At 34.0% G+C, this 23,498-nt stretch carries 21 protein-coding genes and 1 tRNA gene; 6 read left to right on the top strand and 16 right to left on the bottom strand.

The features are described 5' to 3' along the window. Positions 1 to 45 precede the first annotated feature (45 nt). Genes AP058_RS07670 through AP058_RS07660 form a run of 3 tightly spaced genes read right to left on the bottom strand, consistent with a single transcriptional unit; the run spans position 46 to position 7,135 of the window. On the bottom strand, positions 46 to 2,673 hold the full coding sequence (locus AP058_RS07670; protein WP_082706607.1) for a S9 family peptidase: 2,628 nt from the start codon (positions 2,671 to 2,673) through the stop codon (positions 46 to 48). Further along, complete coding sequence (locus tag AP058_RS07665) at positions 2,673 to 4,100, bottom strand: RagB/SusD family nutrient uptake outer membrane protein (protein ID WP_066308748.1); 1,428 nt, start codon at positions 4,098 to 4,100, stop codon at positions 2,673 to 2,675. The genes AP058_RS07670 and AP058_RS07665 overlap by 1 nt, the downstream gene beginning before the upstream one ends. An 11-nt stretch (positions 4,101 to 4,111) precedes the next feature. Next, on the bottom strand, positions 4,112 to 7,135 hold the full coding sequence (locus AP058_RS07660; protein WP_066308746.1) for a SusC/RagA family TonB-linked outer membrane protein: 3,024 nt from the start codon (positions 7,133 to 7,135) through the stop codon (positions 4,112 to 4,114). A 529-nt stretch (positions 7,136 to 7,664) separates the two neighbouring features. Between AP058_RS07660 and AP058_RS07655 the strand changes: the two genes are divergently transcribed. Next, entirely contained in the window at positions 7,665 to 7,889 is a 225-nt protein-coding gene (locus AP058_RS07655) for a helix-turn-helix domain-containing protein (protein ID WP_066308920.1), read from the top strand. 184 nt (positions 7,890 to 8,073) lie between these two features. Beyond that, positions 8,074 to 9,630 (top strand): AAA family ATPase, encoded by a 1,557-nt coding sequence (locus AP058_RS07650; protein ID WP_066308743.1) that lies wholly within the window; start codon positions 8,074 to 8,076, stop codon positions 9,628 to 9,630. 137 nt (positions 9,631 to 9,767) lie between these two features. On the opposite strand, the gene AP058_RS07645 is transcribed toward AP058_RS07650, so the two are convergent. The 6 genes from AP058_RS07645 to AP058_RS07620 all read right to left on the bottom strand — a co-directional run bounded on the left by AP058_RS07645 (position 9,768) and on the right by AP058_RS07620 (position 14,657). Further along, on the bottom strand, positions 9,768 to 10,667 hold the full coding sequence (locus AP058_RS07645) for a DNA adenine methylase (RefSeq protein ID WP_066308919.1): 900 nt from the start codon (positions 10,665 to 10,667) through the stop codon (positions 9,768 to 9,770). 1 nt (position 10,668) lies between these two features. Further along, positions 10,669 to 12,174, bottom strand: a complete 1,506-nt coding sequence (locus AP058_RS07640) for a hypothetical protein (protein ID WP_066308741.1) — start codon at positions 12,172 to 12,174, stop codon at positions 10,669 to 10,671. A gap of 494 nt (positions 12,175 to 12,668) precedes the next feature. Further along, entirely contained in the window at positions 12,669 to 12,794 is a 126-nt protein-coding gene (locus AP058_RS17215) for a hypothetical protein (protein ID WP_255357083.1), read from the bottom strand. A 3-nt stretch (positions 12,795 to 12,797) separates the two neighbouring features. Next, positions 12,798 to 13,151, bottom strand: coding sequence for a hypothetical protein (locus AP058_RS07630; protein WP_157492642.1), 354 nt, complete (start codon positions 13,149 to 13,151; stop codon positions 12,798 to 12,800). Between the two features lie 234 nt (positions 13,152 to 13,385). Then, a complete protein-coding gene (locus AP058_RS07625; protein WP_066308736.1) occupies positions 13,386 to 14,444 on the bottom strand; it encodes an HNH endonuclease domain-containing protein in 1,059 nt (352 codons plus the stop codon). Between the two features lie 3 nt (positions 14,445 to 14,447). Beyond that, a complete protein-coding gene (locus AP058_RS07620) occupies positions 14,448 to 14,657 on the bottom strand; it encodes a hypothetical protein (protein WP_066308735.1) in 210 nt (69 codons plus the stop codon). A gap of 395 nt (positions 14,658 to 15,052) precedes the next feature. On the opposite strand from AP058_RS07620, the gene AP058_RS07615 reads away from it, so the two are divergent. Beyond that, a complete protein-coding gene (locus AP058_RS07615; RefSeq protein ID WP_066308734.1) occupies positions 15,053 to 15,964 on the top strand; it encodes a S9 family peptidase in 912 nt (303 codons plus the stop codon). Next, a complete protein-coding gene (locus AP058_RS07610) occupies positions 15,949 to 16,212 on the top strand; it encodes a nuclear transport factor 2 family protein (protein WP_197413390.1) in 264 nt (87 codons plus the stop codon). Before AP058_RS07615 ends, AP058_RS07610 begins: the two co-directional genes overlap by 16 nt. A 57-nt stretch (positions 16,213 to 16,269) precedes the next feature. Here AP058_RS07610 and AP058_RS07605 read toward each other — a convergent pair whose 3' ends face one another. Then, a complete protein-coding gene (locus AP058_RS07605) occupies positions 16,270 to 16,446 on the bottom strand; it encodes a histone H1 (RefSeq protein ID WP_066308726.1) in 177 nt (58 codons plus the stop codon). A gap of 295 nt (positions 16,447 to 16,741) precedes the next feature. Between AP058_RS07605 and AP058_RS07600 the strand changes: the two genes are divergently transcribed. Both AP058_RS07600 and AP058_RS16650 read left to right on the top strand, forming a co-directional pair. Further along, positions 16,742 to 16,912, top strand: a complete 171-nt coding sequence (locus tag AP058_RS07600; RefSeq protein WP_197413389.1) for a hypothetical protein — start codon at positions 16,742 to 16,744, stop codon at positions 16,910 to 16,912. Further along, complete coding sequence (locus AP058_RS16650; protein ID WP_082706605.1) at positions 16,909 to 18,459, top strand: recombinase family protein; 1,551 nt, start codon at positions 16,909 to 16,911, stop codon at positions 18,457 to 18,459. Before AP058_RS07600 ends, AP058_RS16650 begins: the two co-directional genes overlap by 4 nt. Here AP058_RS16650 and AP058_RS07595 read toward each other — a convergent pair. The 6 genes from AP058_RS07595 to AP058_RS07570 all read right to left on the bottom strand — a co-directional run bounded on the left by AP058_RS07595 (position 18,425) and on the right by AP058_RS07570 (position 23,498). Next, positions 18,425 to 18,498, bottom strand: a tRNA-Arg gene (locus AP058_RS07595). The genes AP058_RS16650 and AP058_RS07595 overlap by 35 nt on opposite strands. Before the next feature lie 203 nt (positions 18,499 to 18,701). Further along, entirely contained in the window at positions 18,702 to 19,823 is a 1,122-nt protein-coding gene (locus tag AP058_RS07590; RefSeq protein ID WP_066308722.1) for an ABC transporter permease, read from the bottom strand. After that, positions 19,820 to 20,926 carry an ABC transporter permease gene (locus AP058_RS07585; protein ID WP_066308721.1) on the bottom strand — a complete coding sequence of 369 codons (1,107 nt, stop codon included), beginning with the start codon at positions 20,924 to 20,926 and terminating at the stop codon, positions 19,820 to 19,822. Before AP058_RS07585 ends, AP058_RS07590 begins: the two co-directional genes overlap by 4 nt. An 11-nt stretch (positions 20,927 to 20,937) precedes the next feature. Further along, a complete protein-coding gene (locus AP058_RS07580) occupies positions 20,938 to 21,684 on the bottom strand; it encodes an ABC transporter ATP-binding protein (RefSeq protein WP_082706604.1) in 747 nt (248 codons plus the stop codon). A 1-nt stretch (position 21,685) separates the two neighbouring features. Further along, complete coding sequence (locus tag AP058_RS07575) at positions 21,686 to 22,603, bottom strand: ABC transporter ATP-binding protein (protein ID WP_066308918.1); 918 nt, start codon at positions 22,601 to 22,603, stop codon at positions 21,686 to 21,688. A 4-nt stretch (positions 22,604 to 22,607) separates the two neighbouring features. Next, positions 22,608 to 23,498, bottom strand: a complete 891-nt coding sequence (locus AP058_RS07570) for an HlyD family secretion protein (protein WP_066308719.1) — start codon at positions 23,496 to 23,498, stop codon at positions 22,608 to 22,610.

Genomic DNA, 23,498 nt, shown 5'->3' with positions numbered 1-23,498 from the left:
GTTTGTATGACAATGCTGTTCTCGAAAGAGAACAGCATTGTTCTTTTATTGTGCTTCCATCCATTTTGATTTAGGTCCGTCTTTAAGATAATATTCAAACCATTCTAAACTTTTAAGTGTTAGATCCATCTGATTTTTTTTGTTGGTAAAAACATGATCTTCCTTGGGGTAAATTAATAGTATATGCTTCTTTTTTAGTCTTCTTAAAGCCATATGAAACTCTCTGCTTTGCAAAGGATCTACTGATGTGTCGGTGTCACCAGTATATGATAATAAAGGTGTTAATACATCTGCTGCATGAGTTATTGGACTGTTTTTTTGAAAGCCAGCATAATTTTCAAATAATGTGGTGCCCATTCTCATCTGAAAACTTTCATAACGCCACATTTCAGGAAGGTAATCATTTTGATTAAAGGCCAAATATCCACTGCTAAGATCACTTAGCCCAGCCCCTGAAATTGCCGCACTGAATAAACTGCTTTGTGTAATTATAAAATTAGTTTCATAGCCGCCAAAGGAATGTCCGATCAATCCTATTGCTTTTTGATTTACAGGGTATTCTTCGAGTACCTTCTTTACAGCTGAAGTAACGCAGTCAAGCGCAGAATATCCAGGGTTTCCTAATTCGTATGAGATATCTGGCAGCAAGACAAAATAGCCATTGTTTGTATAATTTGTTGTGTTGAATGATGATCCATTTAGAAGTGTCGGATTCATATATTTGTGCAGTCTATACGTTTGTTTTTCGTAAATATTCACAATCATTGGATAAGTCTTGGTATTATCGAATCCAGCAGGAAAGAAAAGTGACCCATTGAGGAGTATCCCTTTTGAATTTTTATAGCGAATTAGCAAGGAACGACCCCAGGCATAATTTTTATGATGTGGATTGCTGGCAAATACTGTATTTGGATTTTCATTTTCATTTTTTGAAATCAATTCAGGAGGAACATTAAATTTTTCCTGTAGATAGATGAAATTATTTCCACTGCCACTTTTTTTTACGACAGAAACATATGTAGAATTGTAAACAACGGATTCTACTTTTCTGTTTTTATTTATAAATGAAATACCTGACCTTGAATGATCGACGGCTTTAACATTTAAAACAATATTCTCGCCTGGAACTAATGTGTGGGCTTTGAAGTCTAAGATTCCAAAGTCTTCCGATTTATAAAAGGCTAAACGGTAAATTTTATTTTCTTCTATGCCTCGGGTAAGTCTCGTGGCAGAAAAACTTTCAGTATTGAATTCCCAGAGATCAAACTCATCGTAGACTATTAAAGACTTATCATTTTTTGTCCAGCCCGCAAAGCCAAATGGGAATGTAGAAACACCATATTGTGTTGTTGTATTTGCAAACGAACTTTTAATACTTTCATTTAAGCTGACGGTATTTTTATTATCGAATGAATAGAGCTGCCACTTTTCATCCTTAAAATAAACTAGGAACTTGCCATTTGGTGAAAATGACATCGTCTTAGTAAGACCGATGCTTGGCTGTCCACTTAAAAATGGAGAAACTTCACCTGAATGTAAGTCTATTATAGAAAAGTCCAAATCAGGTTTTTGTTTAAAAGAAGGTTTGTTTTTTTCGGGATCATATGCCAATGCAAACCTTTGGTTTCCATTTAAAATAACTCTTGGATTTTCCGTATTCCCTATTCGTTTTGTTCTGCCGGTTTCAGGTGTCCATTGTATCAAATAAAAATCTTCATTATTATAACCGTATTCTTTTCTGCGGGGAAATAAATCCTTATCATCACTGTTCCAAATCTCGACAACATCAGTATTATTGTCAGCAGGGGAAACTCTCATATCCTTTGCAATAAAAAAAACATTTGATTGATCCTCTGATACAGCTAAAGAGTTAAGGTAGCGTCCCTCAATGAAAACTCCAGATGCAAAGTTTTTATCCAATGTTATATTGTAGTGATATATTTCATTTTGCGCAGTTTTGTATAATAGAAGTTCAGTAAAATTATTATTTTTTAATTTCTCAGGATATCCTGCCATTACAAAGCTTTTACCACTATGGTGCCACTTAATTATTTTGTAATGAATCTGCGGACTGACAGATAATTTTGTTGATGTAATTTTCTTGCCGAGATCCAAAATTTTGAGATAAGAACGCTCCTTATTTTGACAAAATGCCAATTTATTTCCATCGGGACTGAGACTGTATAGATCAACATTTGTGATCTCTTTTAATAAATTTCCTTTTAGATCGTTGATCAAGATAGAGATGCTGCTGTCAGCATTTTTTTTTCTTAAAAGGATATGTCTGCTGGCAGTTTGGAAAGAAGTGATACTGTCAAAATACCTTCGGTTATTATCTTCTACATCATAAATTAAAAATTGATTGTTGGGAACAAGGCAGGCAAATGAATTATTTTTTAAAAAGATTCCGTTTTTAGCGTCAGGTATAACAGTAGTCGTTTGGCCTGCAGTAGTTTTTAGGAAGGTTGTATCTTCTCCGGTTTCATAGGATAGTGAGTATGCTGCCCATTTGGCATTATTGGATAAATCAGTAATTCTGAGATTACTCCATTTTTTATAATCTTCTTGGGGCACGAAACCTGCTTTTTTAATCTGCCCCATTAAAGGGCAGATTATCAAAAGCAAATTAGTACTAATCCAAAATGATCTTCTGATGTTTAGCAAAATTTTCATTAATAGCTAGTATTTTGGGGTTTTAAGTTTGTATTTAAAATTAATTCAGATTCAGGAATTGGCAGTATTGACTTGTATGTGGCCCATTGTGGTTTGATGCCAGAGAGCATGCTGTCAATTGCATCAGAACGTTTAAGATCGAAAAAGCGATGTCCAAATTCAGTGAAGAATTCCAATTGACGTTCTTTTAAAATTGCGTGCAGAATTTGCTGTTGACTTACAGCTGCGGTGTTGCCTAATCCGGCTGTATTTCTTATCTTATTTAGATCTTCTTTGCTGCCAGTTAGATCACCGTTGTGCGCACGTGCCTCAGAACGTATCAGATAAATTTCACTTAATCGCAGAAGAATGGATAATTCTGTAGAAGTTCCATTTCCCTTGTTCTTGTATTTAGATGGATAATACCAGGTTGAGGTCCCATTGGAGACAGCAGTGGTCCACGCGGTCTTTCTCTGATCCTCAGGCTGGAATGAATTTATTAACGTTGCGCTTAATGCTGTTAGGGGCGGAGGACCTGAAGTAAAAATAAAAGTCTGCGCTTCTAATGTATTTCCTATAGCTGTATTAGATGCAAATTGCCAGATCGTTGAAGTGCTTCCTTTTAGAAAGATTTTAGACAAATTGCTCTCAAATGGATACAGTGTCTTATTGTTCAATATTGCAGTAGCTTCAAATGAAGCTTCATTCCACTGTTTAGTGTAAAGATATATCCTTGCAAGTAGAGCTTTTGCGGCGAATTTATTTGGCCTTGTACGATCAGATGTTAAATAAGAAGCAGGCAGATAGTCAGCAGCAAGATTTAAATCTTCAATGCAATGAAGATAAACTGATTCGGAACTTTCTTTAGCAATAGATTTATTCAGCTGATAATTCGTGCTTTTAACATAAGGTATGCTTCCATAAAGACCGGTCAGACAGAAATGAATAAACGCCCTTGTAAAAAGGGCTTCCCCTTTTAATTGACTTCTGTCAGTTTCTAAAAGACCAGTAGAGGCTGAAACACCTTCTAAAACTGCATTAGCCCCGTAAATTTGATTATAGCTGTTGTTCCATAAGGACTTAATATTTGCATTTGAAGGCAGAATTATATTATTATAAAAATTAATCGTGCCTTCCTGTCCGCTTCCGTAAAACATAAGTTCGTCTGTGTAATTTCCAAGTAAATTAGAAATACCGGTACTGTAACCCGTAAAAAGCCCTGCATCTCTCATTTTGGCATAAACATGGGTCATAGCTGCATTTGCAGTTGTTTTTTCTTCAAATACTGTCGATGCAGTTAATTGGGAATTAGGAAGATCTACTTCAACAAAATTGTCACATGACAAGATTGTAAGTACAGAGAATAGTAATGTAAATGATAACTGTAGTTTTTTCCATACATCAAAAAAAACACTATAAAAATTCGAATAAGAATTATAATTTTTCATAATTATTTTTTTTAAAAATTAAATTGAAGTCCAGCCGAAAAAACTTTTAAAGGAGGCAGGTATCCTAATGAAGTAAATTCAGGATCGGCACCATCATAATGCGTGAATGTCAGAAGGTTCTGCCCTTCAAAGAATATCCTACATTTGAAATCTTTTAAAGGGATATCGTAGGAAAGAGAAATATTTTTCAATCGTAAGTAGGAGGCGTCACTTATTGCACCATCACTTTCAAAATACCTGTAGTATGCTGCAGATGCGGTACTGTTTATTCCTGTAGTATACACCTGAAAGTTCGCATTATCTCCTGACTGGAGCCAGCTATTTAAAGCAGATGTAGGCTGATTACCTTCAGCTCCAGGAAGGCCGAAGTAAGATGATCCGTTATAATTTTTCTGTTTTGCAAACTGGAAAAGAAAATCCAGCTGCCAATTCTTATATTTTAGACTATTCTGAAGACCTCCAAAATATTCAGGGCTAAGGTCTGATATTGTCTTTTTATCTTCAACGGCAGTAAGCAGACCATCACCGTTTACATCCTCGAATGTATAAATACCGGACTGACGGTCTATTCCAGTATAATGATATACCTTTTTTATGTTTAAGGGCTCTCCGATAACCAGTGTGTTTGCATAGGTTGAACCTTGCAGATTTGGAAACTCAAGCAGACGGGTACGGCTGAATGTCAAATTGAAGTTACTAGTCCAGTTCCAGTTTTTATGCTGTAGATTGACAGTTCTAATGGTAAATTCAAATCCATTATTCTGAACTAAAGCATTCAGATTTGCTTGAACCGATGTAAAACCTGTTGTACCGGCAAGCGGTATTCCTGCAAGCTGGTTGGCTGATCTATTATTATAATAAGCTCCGGTTAAAAACAGACGGTCCGCAAAGAGGCCTATTTCAAGAGCAGTTTCAAATTTTTTATTCGTTTCCCATGCGAAATCTGGATTAAATAGACGGCTCGGCTGAAGACCGGGTACATTTGAGTATCTAGTTCCCGCAACAGTATACGTGTTTAGGAACTGGTAATCACCGATCTGGTCACTACCTGTTGTTCCATAGCTTGCTCTTAGTTTACCGAAACTCATCAGTGTGTTGTTTTTAAAAATATTTTCTTTAGAGAACAACCATGCGGCCCCCGCAGCTCCAAAATTGGAAAACTGCCTGCCAGGTCCAAAACGGCTGGAGCCATCCCTTCTTCCAGTTAGGTTGATAATATATTTCTCATTATAATTATAATTAATCCGTGCAAAGAAGGCCTGATATTTATATAATGTCTCACTGCTTAGCAGTGTGTTTACAGTAGAAGCGGAAGCAATATTTGAAATCAGACCGTTGTTGGCAAAACCAGAACCATATTGAACTATCTGAACGGCTTTCTGGGACTGGAAAGTAGCTCCTACAATAGTATTTATTTTGTTTAAGCCAAAAGATTTTATCCAGTTCAGCTGAGGTTCTATTATCCAAGAGTTTCGTTCCATGCCAGCAGTTGTAAGGGTAGAGTTTTCTGGGCCATATCCAAATGCAGGATTAAATCTTGTCGACGGATTGGTAGTATTCTCATTATTGATTAAACTGGTATATCCAATATTTGCTTGCACCTTTAAGCTCTTAGTCACGGCATATGATAAAAGACTGCTGGCAATTAAATCGTTTGTAAGCGCTTTGTATTTTCCTGTCAGATTCCGAAGTGGATTGTTAAAAGTGTTGTTTTCCCAGTTCAGCGAACCGTCTGGACCATACAATGCAGGGGCATTGGGCGCAATGCTGTAGGTTTCTCTCATAAGGTCTACCTGAGGCTGGGTATTGTCTTGCAATGTATAGCCTACATTAGTATTGGCTTTGAATTTGTTATCCTCCGATTGATGATTGACATTTAAGCGAAAGCTGCCTTTTTTATAGCGAAAATCACCAATATAAACGCTCCCTTGACTACTGAAATTCCCGCTAAGTAAAAACTGAGTATGCTCCGAACCGCCAGTGACGGAAGCCTGCAGAATAGATATTTCTGCAGTTCCTCCCAAAAGTTCTTTCTGCCAATTGGTATACCTGCTATGGTCCCAGGTGCCGTTAACATCATAAGCAGTGGCAGGAATTACAATTATTCCGTCATTGGTGTATGCCTGTTTCCGCATCTGAATATATTGCTGCGTATTCAGAAGGTTCATGAATCGTGTCACTGTTGCTCCACCGGTGCTAATTTTGGCGTTGAAAGTTGTTTTGCCTTGTCTTCCTTTTTTTGTGGTTACCAAAACGACCCCGTTTGCACCTCGTGAGCCATAGATGGCCGTTGCATCTGCATCTTTAAGTACTTCAATGCTTTCTATCTGGTCGGGATTGATGCTGTTTAATGGACTAGGCTGGCTGGGTAGCACTGCGGAACCTGTGCCTGAGCCAATAGCATCTGCAGTATAGGGAAGCCCATCTATAATATACAAGGGATTGTTAGCACCTGACCTGAAACTGTTCTGTCCACGTATTTTAATATCAAATCCTCCGCCCGGAACTCCAGTGGTTTGTGTAATACTAACTCCTGCCATACGACCTTGGATAGTCGCCAACACGTTGGTTACGGGTTGGTTTTCAATGTCTTTAGCAGTAACCCGGGCAATACTTCCAGTACGTTCGCTTTCCTTTACGGAATAATACCCTGCATTCACACGAACTTCCTGTAAAGTAGTAGTATCATAAAGCAATTTCACATTTACGACACTCCTTCCTTTAATTGGAACAAGTGCTGTTTTAAAACCGATAAAAGAAACCAGTAACGTATCAGTAGGGGAGGCAAAAAAGGTGTATTGACCAGTAAAATCGGTTATGGCAGTACTATTAGTTTTGTTTTTAATAGTGATCGTAACCCCAGGCAGTGGGTTGGTACCATCGGTGATAGTGCCTTGAATTTGATGTTGTTGCAAAAATAGAGGTGTAGGTGACGCTATATTTTTGGACGATAAGGAGGAGAAAGACAACAAAATTCCTAGAAAAATTAGGCAATAAAGCGCTTTACTACCCTTGTAAAATGAAAAATTATTCATAATATTGGGATTGGTTAAGTTAAACGTTAGTTTTTTAGCTACGGCCCTCTATAACAGTTTAGCGACAGGGTAGAGGGCCATTTTTTATGCATTAAGTAAACGGCTTAATAGACATAAGGAAGATTTTATTTAAAGCATAGGCAACATTTTAAAAGGTTCTTTTTTTTTTGAATGCGAAACTTTAAAAATATGGAAGGATACACTAAGAATGATAAGAGAGTTTTGTGCATAAAAAAAGGCATGGAACTCAGCTTAAACGTTTTCAAGGTACTGGTATACCCAACACACGAATAAGTGAGCCCACGCCTAGAAAGCGTGAGCATCTTACTTATTACCTCGTGTGTTTAAAATTACCAGTTTTTGAAAACGAGATTCTAAGCGAATGCTTCAAATATTTTATATGAAGAATCGCAAAAATACATTACATATTGTAATAATACACAAATATAATAAAATAATTAAAATATGGACTATAGTCCATTGAAAAAGTTTTAAAAAAATTGCCTATTTGTAAAATATGGAAAATTGTTTGACAGAAATAGAGATCTACATTATTCAAAGGGTTAAAGAGATCCGAAAAGAAAAAGGACTTACCCAAGAACAATTATCTTTAAAATTAGATAAAGGTGTTGGTTTTATTGGTGACATAGAGTCTCCTTCAAAAAAGGCAAAATATAATATCAAGCATTTGAATGAAATATCCAAAATTTTAAAATGTTCTCCTAAAGATTTCTGGCCAGAGAAATCATTATGAAAAAATAAAAATTTATTACTTTTTTGAAGTTAAATTACAAATTATTTTACTTTTATATATCACATTATTGGAATTTTAATGTTTTCATTAAAATGTAAAGTTTTTATTAAATTCCTGTTTTCTAAACCAAAACTATAATTAATGATTGATAACTTTTTACTTATCTTAACCAATTTATTAGCATATGATTATTAATAATGTAGATGTAAAAAAATTTCGCGGGTTTGAAAATATTTCTTTCCAACTTGGAACAGCGTTGACCGTAATTGCTGGTCAAAATGGAACTCAAAAAACTACATTATTAGGGATGCTAAGTCAACCTTTTTCAATAAGTGACAAAACACACCCAATGTATGGAGAAAAACCTCTTAGTGGGGGAAACTACCGATCGTCTTTTGCTGAAAAATTTAAACTTTCTGAAGTTTTTGACACTGCGCGCAGCCATGAATGGACATTAAATGTAAATGGAATGGCTGATCCAAACTTTACTGTTGAAAGTATTGTTAGATCTAAAACTGACGCAAATATTAGATTTTGGCAAAAAGGTACAAGAGCAAAAGGTTCGGGTTACATTCAAATGCCAGTAATTTATTTAAGTCTTTCTCGGCTATTTCCCATTGGCGAAGATAATGATATAAGATCTAATAATGATATTGTCTTATCAATAGATGAATTAAATTTTTTTAAGGAATGGCATAACAAAATTTTACTTACTCCAGCTAGTGCTTTGACTAGTATTGAATACTTGTCTAGTAAACAAAAAAATACTTTAGGAGTAAATACCGCCAATTATGATTGGAAAATGAATTCGGCAGGCCAAGACAATATAGGCAAAATATTATTATCGATAATGTCTTTTCAAAGACTTAAAACAAAATATGGATCCGATTATAAAGGTGGTATTTTGGCGATTGATGAACTTGACACTACGTTATATCCAGCTTCACAAATTAAACTTATTGAAGCATTAAGAAAGTTTTCATCTCAGCTTAAAATACAGATCATATTTACAACGCATTCACTAAACATATTGGAAAGGACTTGTGAATGGCAAGCAGATATAAAGATTCCGAATCAAATTAAGGTTTTATATTTACAAAAAATAGATGATAATGTCAAACTTATAACTGGTATTACCTTTGAAAGAATTAGGGATAAATTAAATATATCGATGGCTATAAAGCCGGTTGCTTCCAAGGTAGCTGTTTTTACAGAAGATAAAGAATGTGAAATTTTTTTTAGAGCCATTTTAAAACGGAAAAGCTCGGAGCTTCACTTTTATGACTGTACATTGGGTTGTGATAGTCTTATAGAACTCGTAAGGAAAAAAATTCCTGGATTTGGTTATTCAGAATCATTTGTGGTTTTAGATGGTGATGTTAAAATTGATAGTGCAAAGATGCGAAAATTAGAAAGCGTGAAAAAAAGCTTTATTATTTTGCCAGGTACTGCTTCTCCTGAAAGACTAATAGCAAAATTTCTTTTTGATCTTGCTGAAGGTTCTTCACTTTGGGATGAGATACGCGAAGATTATAATAAGCAATTCGTATTTAAAGAATTTACTATTACTGAAATCACTAATGATAGAGTAAAAGCAAAAGCTTGGTTTAATGAGCAAAAAATCTATTGGGGAAAGCTATGTTCAAAGGTAATTAATCCGTGGATTTCTGAAAATAAAACTGAAGTTGACATATTTATTCAAGAATATGAAAAAGTAGTTGCAAATTATAAGAAAGATTAAAAAGCTATAGATGTTTTGTGATTTAAAAATCGATAAAGATATTTTAAACGGCTATTCTGTTTGTAATGTAGTCATAAATATTATTCTAAATAATGAAATTTGGCTGATAAACTCAATTCTATTTTGTGATTACAGTTTTATTTGTAGATTATTTCTTTTTTATTTTTTTTTGTGATTACCTTAAATTTTATTGGATTATAATTCTCTACCTCTGGCTGTATTAGCCCATCACTAAAAAACATTATTTCTTTACCAGATTTTGAAATTCCAGCTGAATGATTAAACGAATATTTTTTTGTGGACAATTCTAAATACAATTTTTCAATATTTATATTGTCATCATAAGATACTATCCAATGGATATTTTTAATAGCCTTAATTTTATCACTAACGTTCTTATGATGTTCATCCATATAGTGATTCATATATAATTTATCAGCTTTCAAATAATATGGTGGATCGAAATAAAAAATCGTACCATAAACTTCAGCTTGTAGTTGAATCTTATCTATTAAATCAATTGCATCATCATTAAAAAGTTGAATGCTTTCCGCAAATTTCGCTATAAGTTTTATACGTTTTTTAATCTCTTCTTTATTAAATCTACAGTCAATTTTATAATTACCTTCTTGCTTAAGTCCCCCAATTACCCCGCCTTTAATAATTCCTGATCGGTTGGTACGGTTTAAGAATAAAGTAGAGAAGCCAAGTCTTAATAAATCAGACGTTTCTTTTTCTTTTTGTACATCTTTCTGAATAAGCCAATTTTCAATTGTTACGTCAGTTTCATCAATGAGACTGCAAAGTTCATCGGTATTGTTTTTTACTGAATACCAAAAAGCAAATATTGATCGATCTTTATCATTTATCGTAATCCGACTCACGTATCCTTCTATTAGTAAGAATAATGCAACAGAAGCTCCACCTGCATATGGTTCAACATAATGCGAATGAATGTTATTATCCATACAAATCTTCGCAAGAAAAGCGGAGAGTCTATTTTTACCTCCAGGATATCTTAATGGTGAGTAAAACATATTATCGAATTTTTGAAATATCAAGCGAAATTAATAAATCATCCACATCTTGCAACATAAATTCTAATAATATAATTAAGTTCATTTTAATTTGATCAGCATCAATCGATTTAGAAGAAACGTGATAGTTATGAATTGTCTGGTGCATTTTATCAAATTCAAAATTTCTAAATGCTTGGGCTATACCAGTGTTTATTATCAATTCTATGAATTTTTTATTCATTTCATCGAAATTTGTATGCGGTCTTCGTGAGTATGCCGAGCCAAAATGTCCGCTATTACTAAAGATTATTGCTCCAGATTTTGTCTTCTCCACGACATACTTTAGAACACACTCATACGTTACCCGAGCCATTGCTACTTTTGCATTAGGCATCTCAGAACTATCTATTTCAAAATATTCGTCTATTCTTGATTTAAGACCCAGAGGAAATTGCTTTCTTTTAATATCAGGATATTGTTTTACTGTACCTCGCTTTGAAGCAATAGGTGTCGTAGCTGTTACGGAAGCAGAGATTGGAGAGGTAATGCTCGATGCGGGGGTACCACCACTGCCTTTTGTGCTATTTGATACCGGTGAGATAGCTGCGCTTGAGATAGTTGCTCCTGTTGGTGCTCTAATTCCTTGAGTTGTAATTGTCGCTGAAGGTATTGTCGCTGAACGTGTAGGGTCAGGAGCATTCTTTTGATTAATATCAAACCCGTAATCTTTAAGTCTTTTTATAAAGCTTTTATCACCATCAATATCTGAGGTTTTTGTTTCAGGAAAAGTTTCTATATATTTCACTAAGGCTCTAATGTAAGACTTAAATTTTGTAGTATCGGTAATTTCTATCTTAAAAGTTGGCGAGTTTTTAAATTTATATCCACACACTTTAGCATCCCGAAATAAACGCTCATAAATAATAGTTTTACCTCCCGTTTTTCCACGACCTCGTCTTATTTGTTTTCGAAATTCATCTCCCCCATATTTAACGGCTTCTTTATAAAAAGAGCCTAGTTTTATAAAATCTCCAGGTCGAGAGTCTAAAGTATTCATTTCATCCTGTTTTCCAGTATTTGCTAAATCAAGTATTTGTAGAGCTTTTGCAATACGTTCCCAACTACGAAAAAGTGATGCAGCATGTTCCTCACCAATTCTTGATTTTAGTTCGTCTTCATCTGTATATTCATAAACTGGTAATTGTGCAAAAGGTGTTTTTGATTCTGAAAGTTTGAATCTTCCAGGCATTTGAAGTGCTTTGACAGCTGCACATCTTCTGTTTCCGTCCCGAACTGTAAATTTCCCCGCAGAATTTTTTATGACCCATAGAGCTTTATCTTCATAAAATTCATTTCTATGAGCAATTGATTTAGCAATTTCTTCTGCAGCTTCTTCAAAAAGTAGATATTCAATTAAATCCTCTTCATTTTTACTACCATTGTACAATTCACCAAAGCGAGGATTATTAATATCTAATTCTAAATCTTCTAAATTGGCATAAATTAAGTTTGATCTTTTTTGCATGTTTTTTAATATTTATGGAATTTTCTTCATCATAATTTTGAAGTATTTAACATAACCTGAAATAATTGATTTTTAAATTTAAATAAATGTTGTTAAAATGTAAATATATAAAAAGGTTACTGCAAAAAGTACAGAAAATCTTGAGAAATTAAGCTTGCAAAATGTAAAGAACTTTTTGATTTACAAAGATTCACAACTTAGGAATTTTTATATTAATAGTAGCTTAGGGTTTAAATTATTTTCTTCTCATGTCTTTTTAATTAATGACTAAATTTTAGTAATAAATATTAGGTAAAATGATATGTAAAAATTCGTCTATTTTTGGATACTTTACATAGTATATAATGTTTTATTGGAAAAATATTCCACAATTTATTCTAACTCTCGTACCTCATTTATTTGGTCGAGTATATTGGTTTGATTTGGCGAAATTTGATTTTTTATTCCAATCACATTTTCTTTTCTAAATAGTAAATCTAAAGCAGTTTATAATTTCAATACACTTCTCGATCATCTTTCTCCATTTCTACAGCTTTATTAAAATCAAACACATAATTATTGGTATTACGCACTTCAATTTTAATGGTTTTAGAACTGACTTTAAATTTAACTATATCCATAAATTACATATTTATTACACGTTTAATCTTAAAATCTTCTATTGGTAAATACTCATATTCTGTATAATATTCAGCAAGTATTTTGTGTATTTCGCTACCTGCATATACAATTACATTCCTAATATATTCTTTATCATTTTTAACAACAATATTTCCTTCAAAAACTTCTACTAAGATTTCTTTTTCTTCTTTATTTGCACAAAAAATACTTTCATAATTTGTTACGGATAGAGTGTTTTTTCCTTTTGAAGAATTATAATATTTATCATAACCATTAAAAAACAAACCACTTTTTGCATGAACTATACGGCATAATGCAATTTTAGGAAAACCATTTGGTGCTTTTATACTCATCATAAATAATACTCTTACTTTTTTGGCATCTCTTTCAACAGTATTACTTCATAGCTTTTAAAACACGTCAAATTTTCTTGCCCTAAAATAGGGGGAAAGATAAAAAATCTATTTTAATTCTTTTCGATAATTCAATTTGCTGCAAGATATTTAAGTTGCTTTAAATTATCACGTTTTTTAGCGATAATAATGTGAAAATAAATAAAAAAAATCAATGAATATGAAATGCTAAGCTGCCTAAAGATACCCAAAGCCGTTATTGTGTGCAATAGTGATTAATGGTTGCATACAGTCTTTGTATCTCGTATATTCAAAATCATTAGCATCTTTTATAACAGGATAAATAGTTAAGAAATCCTCCAATAATTTACTTTTGGGATTATGGTAACTAACTATTTCATAAGCAGATTTTTGTACTTCAAAAAACGCATCGAAGTGCATTTCAATAGAAGGTAACTTATCACTTTTAGAGGAGTTGAATTTTTTGTCGATAGGAATTAAATTCCAAATCAAATCATGAGATACAAAAGCATGGGGTACAAAATGATCAATTGCAAAGTTTTCTATTGTCAATTTAGTATCTGTAAATATACAGTTTACTGTTCCCAATTCTTTGAATACAATATCCCAATACTTTTTCCTTTGATTTGAAAGTGTTCCTCTGATCGCTGGTTTTATCAGCTTATTTGGAATGTCTGGAACGTTTGGATTTCGAGATTGTAGAAACAATGCCAAATTCCAATAGCAGAAATCTTTTAAAATTCTTGCATTGGATTGCAAATACGGAATCCAGTCGGAGTTGATTGTAATTAGATCATCATGCAATGCATACAAACAGTTGTTGTCAAAATTTTGTGAGGATCCATAGATTCTTTTTTTGTACTCACTGTCATTTTCATTTTTTGTTTTTGGAAACCAAGGAGACAAGAACCAATGTGGCACATTCTTATTGAAATGATTTAATATCAGTGCTGTTTTAAGATTGTTGGAATTTTCTAAAATAGCCAACAGCTTGTCTTTGCCGATGTCTATTGTGAGATTTTCTAAGTGTAGTAGCTGCTGTACTGCATTTTGAATTAGATCTTGCTTTCCAAAGGACACTTTGAAATAATTCACAGTATACCAAGCATTGGCGATCATTCTTGAGAAAAGTGCTCTTTTTTTAATACTATTATTTCCATTCTCTACTGATTCTAAGACAGCAATTAGCCAATAGAATTTATAGGTCGCTGAAGTACTTCCAAAAGCTGCAGCGAGTTGGGGAGTGGAGAGGTTAAGAGAGAAAGGTAGCTGCATAAATTAATTCTCCCAGCCGCAAATTGTTAGTCCAAATCCTTTTGCTTGAGTCAAGCCAGTTTTTTTAACTCCCTGTGTACAAGCTGAAAGGCCACGACAGTTTTCCTTATAATGGTACTTTTTAGCCCCTTTATTTCCGCAGATGTAAACATTTGTCTCCGCCTTAGAAAAGGATACAAATGAAATCCACATTATTAATATTGCTATTCTCATGTTTTTTTTTATGAAAGCGTGCACCTAAATGCAATTCTTTAAATTAATGTCGAAGTTATCCAAATTCTTGTTAATAAATTACGGTTTTCCGTAAAATAAACATTTTATGTATATCAATTTGCTAATCTGAATAATTAATCTAAAAGTTCTCTCTACGAGTTTATTAAGTAGTAATGATATCAGAAAAAGTTATTTGTAAATATTAATTAGCTTTCGTATAAACACAGGGTGATGTAAAACTATTTTTAGTATTTTCACAAAAATATAATATGTCATTAAATTTCGCCAGTCTAATCATATGTAGATGGATAAGGCCACAGTATAGCATATATATAAAAGTTGTAGGCAATGCTACCTCAGAATCAGAAAAATAACCCGATTTTTTATTCAAAAAAATGAACATTAACTTTTTTCCTAACTTATTTCTTTGGTTATTGTTAATCTCTTTACCAGAGATAATATTTTCACAATCGATCGACTTTACTATCCAAGATGTAAAGTTTAAAAGTGAGGGCATCACTCTTGCAGGCTCAATTTTAACTCCGAAAAAAATAGTTGCAGCAGTAGTAATTGTACACGGATCTGACCCCGTAAAAAGAGAAATGGAGTTCGCAAAACGTCTTGCAAAAGAAGGTATTGCTGTATTAACCTATGATAAACGTGGAGTTGGAAAATCTGGTGGTGTTTATGTGGGGCCATCTGTTGGTACCAATAATATAGACACTACTAATCTTAATTTATTATCTCACGATGCAAATGAAGCAGTAAAAACATTTCGAACCTATTTAAAAGATAAAAAAACACCAATTGGGTTAATTGGCTTCAGTCAAGCAGGATGGATAATTCCAATTGCTGCAAGCAAAAATCCACAAATAGAATTTATGGTTTTATTTAGTTGCCCTACAATTACAACTTTAGAACAACTCCGATTTCAGTTTTATACAAATGGAAATAATAGTTTTTGGGAAAACCATACAGAAGCAGATGCTCGTGAACATACTAAAAATGACCCAGATAAGTATCAGTTTGTTGCAACTGACCCAAAAATTTCTCTGAATACTCTTTCAATTCCTGGACTTTGGCTCTTTGGAGAGAAGGATATACAAATTCCCGTAAAGTTGTGTATAGAGCAATTAAATACATTGAAAGTGCAAGGCAAACCTTTCGAATATACTTTGTTTCCTAAATTAGGACACAATACTGTTTCTGAAAATGACACAGCACCTTTTGATATTTCCGTTCAATGGATAAAACAGAAGACCTTGAAAATTCAGAATTTAAAGACCCAAGTTTGGCAAAAGAAATAGTAAAACAAACCAGAAAAGAAATATTTAAAAAATATTCTGAACTAAACAAAATATTTCCAGATTTGCATGACCAAGTTATTCAAACCTATTTATCGGGTGAAAATCATATTGTTGTAGAATGTAGATCGACTGAAACAGCTCCTGATAATTCAAAATTTGAGTTGCCAATTTGCACAATTTTGACAATCGAAAATGGTATGATAATAAAAGATTTCACCTATTTAGATAACTTTGATGAGGAAAAATAAAATATAAAAAAGCCTTCCAGAATTCTGGAAGGCTTAAATAAAGTAAAGGAAATTGAATTATTTTTTTGCTTCTTCAATAGATACTTTTCTAAACTCTTTTAAAAATTTTTCAAGTTCCAAAGTCGATTTACGAGCTCTTGCTCCAGCAGCTTTAACACCTTTTTCAATAAGTGAATCCGATTCAGTTTTGAATACTTCAATTTCTGCATTTATTTTTGCTACTAGATCCTTCATCGTTTTTTAGTGTTAAAGTTAGCTTGCAAAAATACAAGTTTAGGCTGTAAATACAAGTATTTTTCTATTTGTTTTTGTCAAGATTTGCAGCTTGAATAATCTTGGCTAAAAAGGTTAAATAGCATTATTTTATAAATAATTCATTTTAGGTTAAACAACCATTTTTAACGAAGGTTTACACGAATATCAAGTCAAGTTGGTAATAAGCTTCCAATGAATGCCAAATATCCTCAATAAGTTTTTTACTTCCCTTTTAATAATAATTTTCCTTACTAAATTTTTAAACATGAAAATTATGGAAAATGATATTGACTATAGCAATTCAAAGTTAACCACGGAAAAAGCATTACAAATGCTTAATTCTGAGGGTTTAGAGGTGACATTGGAACAAGCAGAGGAAATTTTGTATTTCTTGAGAATAATTGCTAATATCGCTGTGTTGAAACGCTTAAATAAAAGAAAATGAATAAGATAGCAGATTTATATATAAGAGTGAGTACCGATGAGCAGGCAGAGAAAGGGTTTTCGCAACGAAATCAGGAAGAAATGCTACGAAAATATTGCAGTATAAACCAAATACAAATACGTAATGTAATTTATGAAGATCATTCTGCAAAGACTTTTAACAGGCCTCAATGGAAAAAATTTCTAGTTGACGTAAAGAAATACAAAAATAAAATTAACCTAGTTCTTTTTATGAAATGGGACAGGTTCAGCCGTAATGCAGGGGATGCTTATCAAATGATCAATCTGTTAAGAAAACTGGGTGTTGAACCGCAGGCTATAGAACAACCTCTTGATCTTAGCGTGCCGGAAAATAAGATGATGCTTGCTTTTTATCTGGCTGCACCCGAAGTTGAAAACGATCGTAGAGCATTAAATACCTTTCAAGGGCTGAGACGTGGCAAGAAAGAAGGCAGACACATGGGAATGGCTCCTTACGGGTATGCCAATAAAATAACTGAGGATGGAAAAAAATATATTGCCATTGTACCCGATAAGGCTACAAAACTAATCTGGATATTTGAACAGATTGCTAGAAATGTTTTTAGTACGGAATCGATTTATCAAATGGCAAAAGTTAAAGGACTTCTTATTTCTAAAAGTAATCTGTGGATAATTCTTAGAAACCCATTATACTGCGGAAAAATAGTGGTTCCTCAGTATAGAGATGAAGAAGCAAAATGGGTTAATGGACAACACGAAGCAATTATCAGTGAAGGCTTATTTTATCGAGTACAAGACGTTCTTGATAGTAAAGCAAGAACATACAGGCCAAAAATTAAAACTATTGAAAATTTTCCTTTAAGAGGTTTTTTTCTATGTCCGCAGTGCGGTCAGAAGTTAACAGGAAGCAAGTGCAAAGGACGGAGTAAATATTATTACTATTATCATTGTAATAAAGATTGCAAATGGAGAGTAAACGCAGAGATAGCTAATAAAATATTTAAAGAACATCTAAATAAATTTAAACCTTTAGAGGCTGTTAAAAAACTATACATGGCAGTTCTGCTTGAAGGCCACAGAGAGCATACTGGTGTAGTCGCTAGTGAAAAAAAGAAGTCACTAGAACAAATTGTAGTGTATGAAAAGAAATTATCGGTTGCAAGAAATTTATTAGTTACTGAGAAAATAGATGCTGAAGATTATAATCTTATGAAAGTCGAATACAATGCTATTATCAATCAAATAGAAAAACAAATTGTAAATACAGATGACGACAGATCGAACATTGAGTGCTTAACGAACTCAGGACTGGAAAACCTCTTAAAGCTCGGTGAAGCCTTTGAAAATGGCGCTTTAGCCGATTCTAGGGAAATGATTGGTTTAATTTTTCCTGAAAATTTCACATTTCTAGAAAGTAAATTCCAAACCGTCCGAGTCAATGAAATTATCAACTGTATCTATCTGGTAAACAATAGATTACGGGCAAAAAAAAACGGGACAAAAGAAGATATTTTTCTTTTGTCCCGAGTAGTGACCTTGACTGGATTCAAACCAGTAACCTCTTGAGCCGTAATCAAGTGCGCTATTCAGTTGCGCCACAAGGCCTTAATGCGGGTGCAAATATAGGGATAATTATGTGATTTCAAAGAATAAATTTGAATTATTATCAAAAAAGTTACGCTTTTTTTATATCGATTTGAAAGTCAGTATTTTGTATAAGTGAATTTTCTGGCAATTATTTTATTTTAAGACCGTTTACGCGTGAAACCATCTTATACTAATATGTTTGGTAATTACATGCGTTTTTTTTAATTGGTCTTTTTGTAATTTAAAACGGCCCAAGTATTAAAAAAGAGTGCAAAACCAAACATAATTAAAAAGTGCTTCTTTAAGTCAGCAAATTGACTTCCTTTAAGAACAACCATTCGCATTACTTCGATAAAGTAAGTTACTGGATTTAAATTGGCAATTATCTTAGCCCATTCAGGCATACTTTCGATAGGCGTAAACAAGCCACCCATTAACATAAATACCATCATACAAAAAAAAGCGAGCGACATGGCTTGTTGCTGCGTTTCAGAATAGGTTGAGATTAAAAGACCAATTCCTAAAATAACGACTAAAAATACCGCCAAATATCCGTATAGTAACAACACGCTGCCCAGCGGAACAATGCCGTAAATGAGATGTGCGACAATAAATAAGCCAACGGTAAAAACCACGTTTCCAATGATCCAAAACGGAATTAATTTTCCTAGAATAAAGTAGATTTTCTTGATTGGTGTAACGTTTATTTGCTCAATGGTGCCAATCTCTTTTTCTTTTACAATGTTTAGCGCACACATATAAACCGCAATCATCGTTACCAAGGTCGCGAGGATTCCCGGAACCATAAAATAACTGTAGTTCAATAATGGATTGTACCAATTGGACGGCACAATTTCTATAATTTGCGTGTTTGAAGCTATCGATTGTTGTCTCCAGTCCAAACGAATTTCAGCATTAAAGTCTGCAATAATTCGGGCCAAATAGGCACCGCCCAAATTGGCTTTGGTGCCGTTTATCGCATTGACCGCAATGAATAATTTTTGACTGCCTTCTCGACTCAAGTCTTTTTCGAAATTTTTTGGTATTTCTAAAATTAAATCGGCTTTGTCACTTTCAATTTGCTCAAAGGCACCGTTGAATGAATTGTCGTAATCAGACAATACAAAATAGCCTGAAGCCGTTATTTTATTTATTAGTTTTTGAGAATAAGTCGAATGCTCGTGATCAACAATAGCAATATTGATGTTCTTAATTTCGTAATCTGCCGCCAAAGGCATGACCAAAAGCTGAATGATAGGCGCCAAAAAAATCATCGGTAATAAAGCTTTATCCCGAAAAATTTGTTTGAATTCTTTTTGCAATAAAAAAAACAATACTCTCATTCTAATCTGATTTTAAATTTTTTAAAACTCACAAATAATAAAAACACCGTCATGCCGATCAAGATCAATGTTTCTTTCCATATCGCCGTAATTCCCAATCCCTTAATCATAATCGATTTTACGATGATGTAATACCATTTGGACGGAATTATATTGGTCATAAACTGCAAAGGCAGTGGCATATTCTCGATAGGAAACATAAAACCAGTCAATAGCATCGTCGGAATTAACATGCCCATCAGCGAAATAAGCATCGCCGATTGTTGCGAATTGGTCAAAGTCGAAATTAGCAATCCGAGTGACAAGGCGCACAGTATAAATAAGCTACTTTCAAAGATCAATAAAATAATGCTGCCGTTGATGGGCATTTCTAGCAAGTAAACGCTCATTATTAAAATGATGATCAAGTTTAAAACGGATAACAGAAAGTAAGGCACCGCTTTTGAAATTATAATCAAAAATGGATTGAGGGGAGAAACGAGTAAAACTTCCATAGTACCCATTTCTTTTTCGCGAACTATAGAAACAGAAGTCATCAATACGCAAACCAACAACAATACTAATGCCATTACGCCAGGAACAAAATTAGGAGCGCCTTTTAATTCCGGATTGTATAACATGCGCATTTCTGGAATGATTTGAAACGGTATTTTCTGATTCGAATTAATCTCTTGCTGATAATTGATAATTATTTGCGAAGCGTAATTGGTTAAAGCGGTTGCTGTATTTGGGTCAGAAGCGTCAGCAATGATCTGAATTTGTGCTTTATTGAGATGCGATAAATCCCTGTTGAAGTTGGCTGGAAAAATAATGGCTAATTTAATCTCACCGGTTTTAAAAGCGCCTTCAACCTCCCGGTGCGACATTATTGATTGTTCCACAATAAAGCTCGAATTGGCGGCGAGTTTGTTAGTAATGGCACGCGAAGCCACATCATTTGCATAATCGCAAACTACAATTTTAGAATTTTTAATTTCGTTGGTTAAGGCAAATCCAAACAGTGTAATCATGGTGATTGGCAATCCAAAAAGCATGATCAATGTTTTGCTGTCCCGAAAAACGTGGTAAAATTCTTTTTTTATAAAAATAATAAACTCTTTCATATCGCTATTATTTAATCGGCTTTTCGTTGTGCGCCTCTGGCAAGTTCAAAAAAAACATCGTCCATTGACGCCGCATGATATTGTTTTTTTAAATTTTCTGGCGTTTCGAGCGCAACAATTACTCCATCTACCATCATCGAAATCCGGTTGCAATATTCAGCTTCATCCATATAGTGCGTGGTTACAAAAACGGTTATCCCACGATCTGCCGCTTCATAAATTAAATCCCAAAACTGCCGTCTAGTTACTGGATCTACGCCACCAGTGGGTTCGTCTAAAAACACAATTTGAGGCTCGTGCAATATCGCTACCGAAAAAGCCAATTTCTGTTTCCAACCCAACGGTAATTCGCGTACGAGCTTTCTAGATTCAGCGGTTAGACCTAATTTTGCAATTAATTCTTTACTTTTTTCTCTGATTTGTTTGAACGACAGACCATATATTCCACCAAAAAATCGAATATTTTCTATCACGGTCAAATCTTCATAAAGCGAAAATTTCTGACTCATGTAGCCAATGTTTTTTTTAATTGATTCGGTTTCTTTATAAATATCAAATCCTGCAATAGTAGCTTGACCAGACGAAGGTTTAGATAGGCCACAAAGCATTCTAATCGCCGTTGTTTTTCCCGCACCATTTGCGCCCAAGAACCCAAATATTTCGCCTTTGTAAACATCAAAACTAATTTCATTTGTAGCAATAAAATCACCAAAACGCTTGGTCAGTTTTTCAGTATGTAATACTACTTCGTTTGTCATTTTACGCTTGCATTAGTTTGATGAAACAATCTTCGATAGTTGGTTCAATTTGTTTTATTTCAATTGAATTGTAATCACTTCTTTCTAAATGCTGCCTTAATATTTCAACATTATTTAGCGCTTCATTCTTAAAAATAACATGATGAAATTCACCAAACGAATAGCAACTTAGAACTATTTCGTGTGCCTTTAACTCTTTTAACAAAGCACTCATTTGAGAACCTTTTACGGCAAATATTTTTTCATAAAATTGTTTAATAATAGTATTGGGCGTGTCAATCGACATTATTTTTCCAGATTGTAGCAATGCAATTCGGTCGCATAATGTCGCTTCGTCCATGTAAGGCGTCGACACCAATATGGTAATTCCTTGCTGCTTCAAACGTTGCAACATTTCCCAGAATTCCTTCCTTGAAACTGCATCAACACCGGTGGTTGGTTCATCCAGAAATAAAACAGTTGGCTTATGAATTAAAGCGCAACACAAGGCTAATTTTTGCTTCATTCCGCCTGATAAATTGCCGGCCCGTCGGTGTTTGAAAGGTGCTATTTGACCGTATATTTCTTCAATTAGATCATAATTTTCTTCAATTGAAGTATTGAAAATAGTAGCAAAAAATTTTAAATTCTCCTCGACGGTGAGATCTTGATACAAGGAGAATTTCCCTGGCATGTAACCGACTCTTTTTCTAACTTCTTTGTAATCTGCAGTAGTATCTAATCCATTGATCGTTGCTGATCCTTGATCTGGAAGTAATAAAGTTGTTAAGATTCTAAAAATGCTTGTTTTGCCAGCACCATCTGGACCAATGAGTCCAAAAAGCTCTCCCTTTTTTACAGAAAAAGAAACCGAATCAACCGCTAGAACCGTTTGCTTGTTGTACGTTTTTGTAATGCCATTTACAATTACATCATCCATGGGATTAAAATTTAATTTCGCCGTACATACCAATTTTATAGCGCCCGTCATTTTTTACTTTGACCTTAATGGCATAAACTAAATTCGCCCTTTCATTTTTGGTCTGAATGGTTTTTGGCGTAAACTCTGCCTTGTCATTTATCCAAATAATTTTGCCTTCGGTTTGATGAAACCCACCATTTCCATCGTCCGTGCTTACCGTTACTACTTGATTCAATTTTACGATAGGAAGTTGGTTGCCAGTTATGTAAACGCGCAAGATAATGGTGGATAGATCGGCTATTTTGTACAACGGTTTTCCAGGAGTGGCCATTTCATTTACCTCGGTATATTTGCTCAAAACGGTACCATTTACTTCATTAATAATTTGGCACTTTTCCAGTTGGTCATTCAGTTGATCAATCTGTATGCGCAGCGGGTTTGCATCTTGATCCATACCGCTTCTTGTTATGTTCAAAGTCGATTTTTGGGCTTCAATTTGCTTGTTAATAACTGAAATTATTGCCTTGCTGTCATCTACTTGCTTGGCAGTTGCTGCGCCAGCTTCATACAAATTGGCAACCCTGTTTTTTTCGTATACCGCAGTTCTCAGCTGCTCGTTATAAGCTGCCAATTGCGCATTAATATTTGGTTTTTTTTCTAATAAGGCGGAAATCTGCTTTTGAAGTTGTACTTTTTTCAGGTACAATTGTGTGCTGTCAATAAACCCAATATATTGGTTTACTTTTAATTCTTGTCCTTCTTCCAACTGTAATTCTTTGATAACGCCAGTCGCTTGCGCTGATATTATAGTTTCTTCGGCCTCAAATGTTCCCGAAGCGTCAAATTCTGGCGCGTTGTTTTTGCAACTCGTTACAAGAACAAAAAGTATAATAAGAGAAAATAACTTTTTCAT

Source organism: Flavobacterium sp. TAB 87, assembly GCF_001529295.1.
Taxonomy (GTDB): Bacteria; Bacteroidota; Bacteroidia; order Flavobacteriales; family Flavobacteriaceae; genus Flavobacterium.
This window is presented reverse-complemented; position numbering and strand designations above follow the sequence as displayed.

Bases quoted from the DNA above. Each gene is read 5' to 3' on its own strand.
- AP058_RS07665 (WP_066308748.1), bottom strand. From the start codon at position 4,100: ATGAAAAATTATAATTCTTATTCGAATTTTTATAGTGTTTTTTTTGAT.
- AP058_RS07650 (WP_066308743.1), top strand. From the start codon at position 8,074: ATGATTATTAATAATGTAGATGTAAAAAAATTTCGCGGGTTTGAAAAT.
- AP058_RS07575 (WP_066308918.1), bottom strand. From the start codon at position 22,603: ATGGATGATGTAATTGTAAATGGCATTACAAAAACGTACAACAAGCAA.
- AP058_RS17215 (WP_255357083.1), bottom strand. From the start codon at position 12,794: ATGGATATAGTTAAATTTAAAGTCAGTTCTAAAACCATTAAAATTGAA.
- AP058_RS07620 (WP_066308735.1), bottom strand. From the start codon at position 14,657: ATGAGAATAGCAATATTAATAATGTGGATTTCATTTGTATCCTTTTCT.
- AP058_RS07670 (WP_082706607.1), bottom strand. From the start codon at position 2,673: ATGAAAATTTTGCTAAACATCAGAAGATCATTTTGGATTAGTACTAAT.
- AP058_RS07645 (WP_066308919.1), bottom strand. From the start codon at position 10,667: ATGTTTTACTCACCATTAAGATATCCTGGAGGTAAAAATAGACTCTCC.
- AP058_RS07585 (WP_066308721.1), bottom strand. From the start codon at position 20,926: ATGAAAGAGTTTATTATTTTTATAAAAAAAGAATTTTACCACGTTTTT.
- AP058_RS07625 (WP_066308736.1), bottom strand. From the start codon at position 14,444: ATGCAGCTACCTTTCTCTCTTAACCTCTCCACTCCCCAACTCGCTGCA.
- AP058_RS07630 (WP_157492642.1), bottom strand. From the start codon at position 13,151: ATGATGAGTATAAAAGCACCAAATGGTTTTCCTAAAATTGCATTATGC.
- AP058_RS16650 (WP_082706605.1), top strand. From the start codon at position 16,909: ATGAATAAGATAGCAGATTTATATATAAGAGTGAGTACCGATGAGCAG.
- AP058_RS07640 (WP_066308741.1), bottom strand. From the start codon at position 12,174: ATGCAAAAAAGATCAAACTTAATTTATGCCAATTTAGAAGATTTAGAA.
- AP058_RS07605 (WP_066308726.1), bottom strand. From the start codon at position 16,446: ATGAAGGATCTAGTAGCAAAAATAAATGCAGAAATTGAAGTATTCAAA.
- AP058_RS07660 (WP_066308746.1), bottom strand. From the start codon at position 7,135: ATGAATAATTTTTCATTTTACAAGGGTAGTAAAGCGCTTTATTGCCTA.
- AP058_RS07600 (WP_197413389.1), top strand. From the start codon at position 16,742: ATGGAAAATGATATTGACTATAGCAATTCAAAGTTAACCACGGAAAAA.
- AP058_RS07615 (WP_066308734.1), top strand. From the start codon at position 15,053: ATGAACATTAACTTTTTTCCTAACTTATTTCTTTGGTTATTGTTAATC.
- AP058_RS07570 (WP_066308719.1), bottom strand. From the start codon at position 23,498: ATGAAAAAGTTATTTTCTCTTATTATACTTTTTGTTCTTGTAACGAGT.
- AP058_RS07580 (WP_082706604.1), bottom strand. From the start codon at position 21,684: ATGACAAACGAAGTAGTATTACATACTGAAAAACTGACCAAGCGTTTT.
- AP058_RS07590 (WP_066308722.1), bottom strand. From the start codon at position 19,823: ATGAGAGTATTGTTTTTTTTATTGCAAAAAGAATTCAAACAAATTTTT.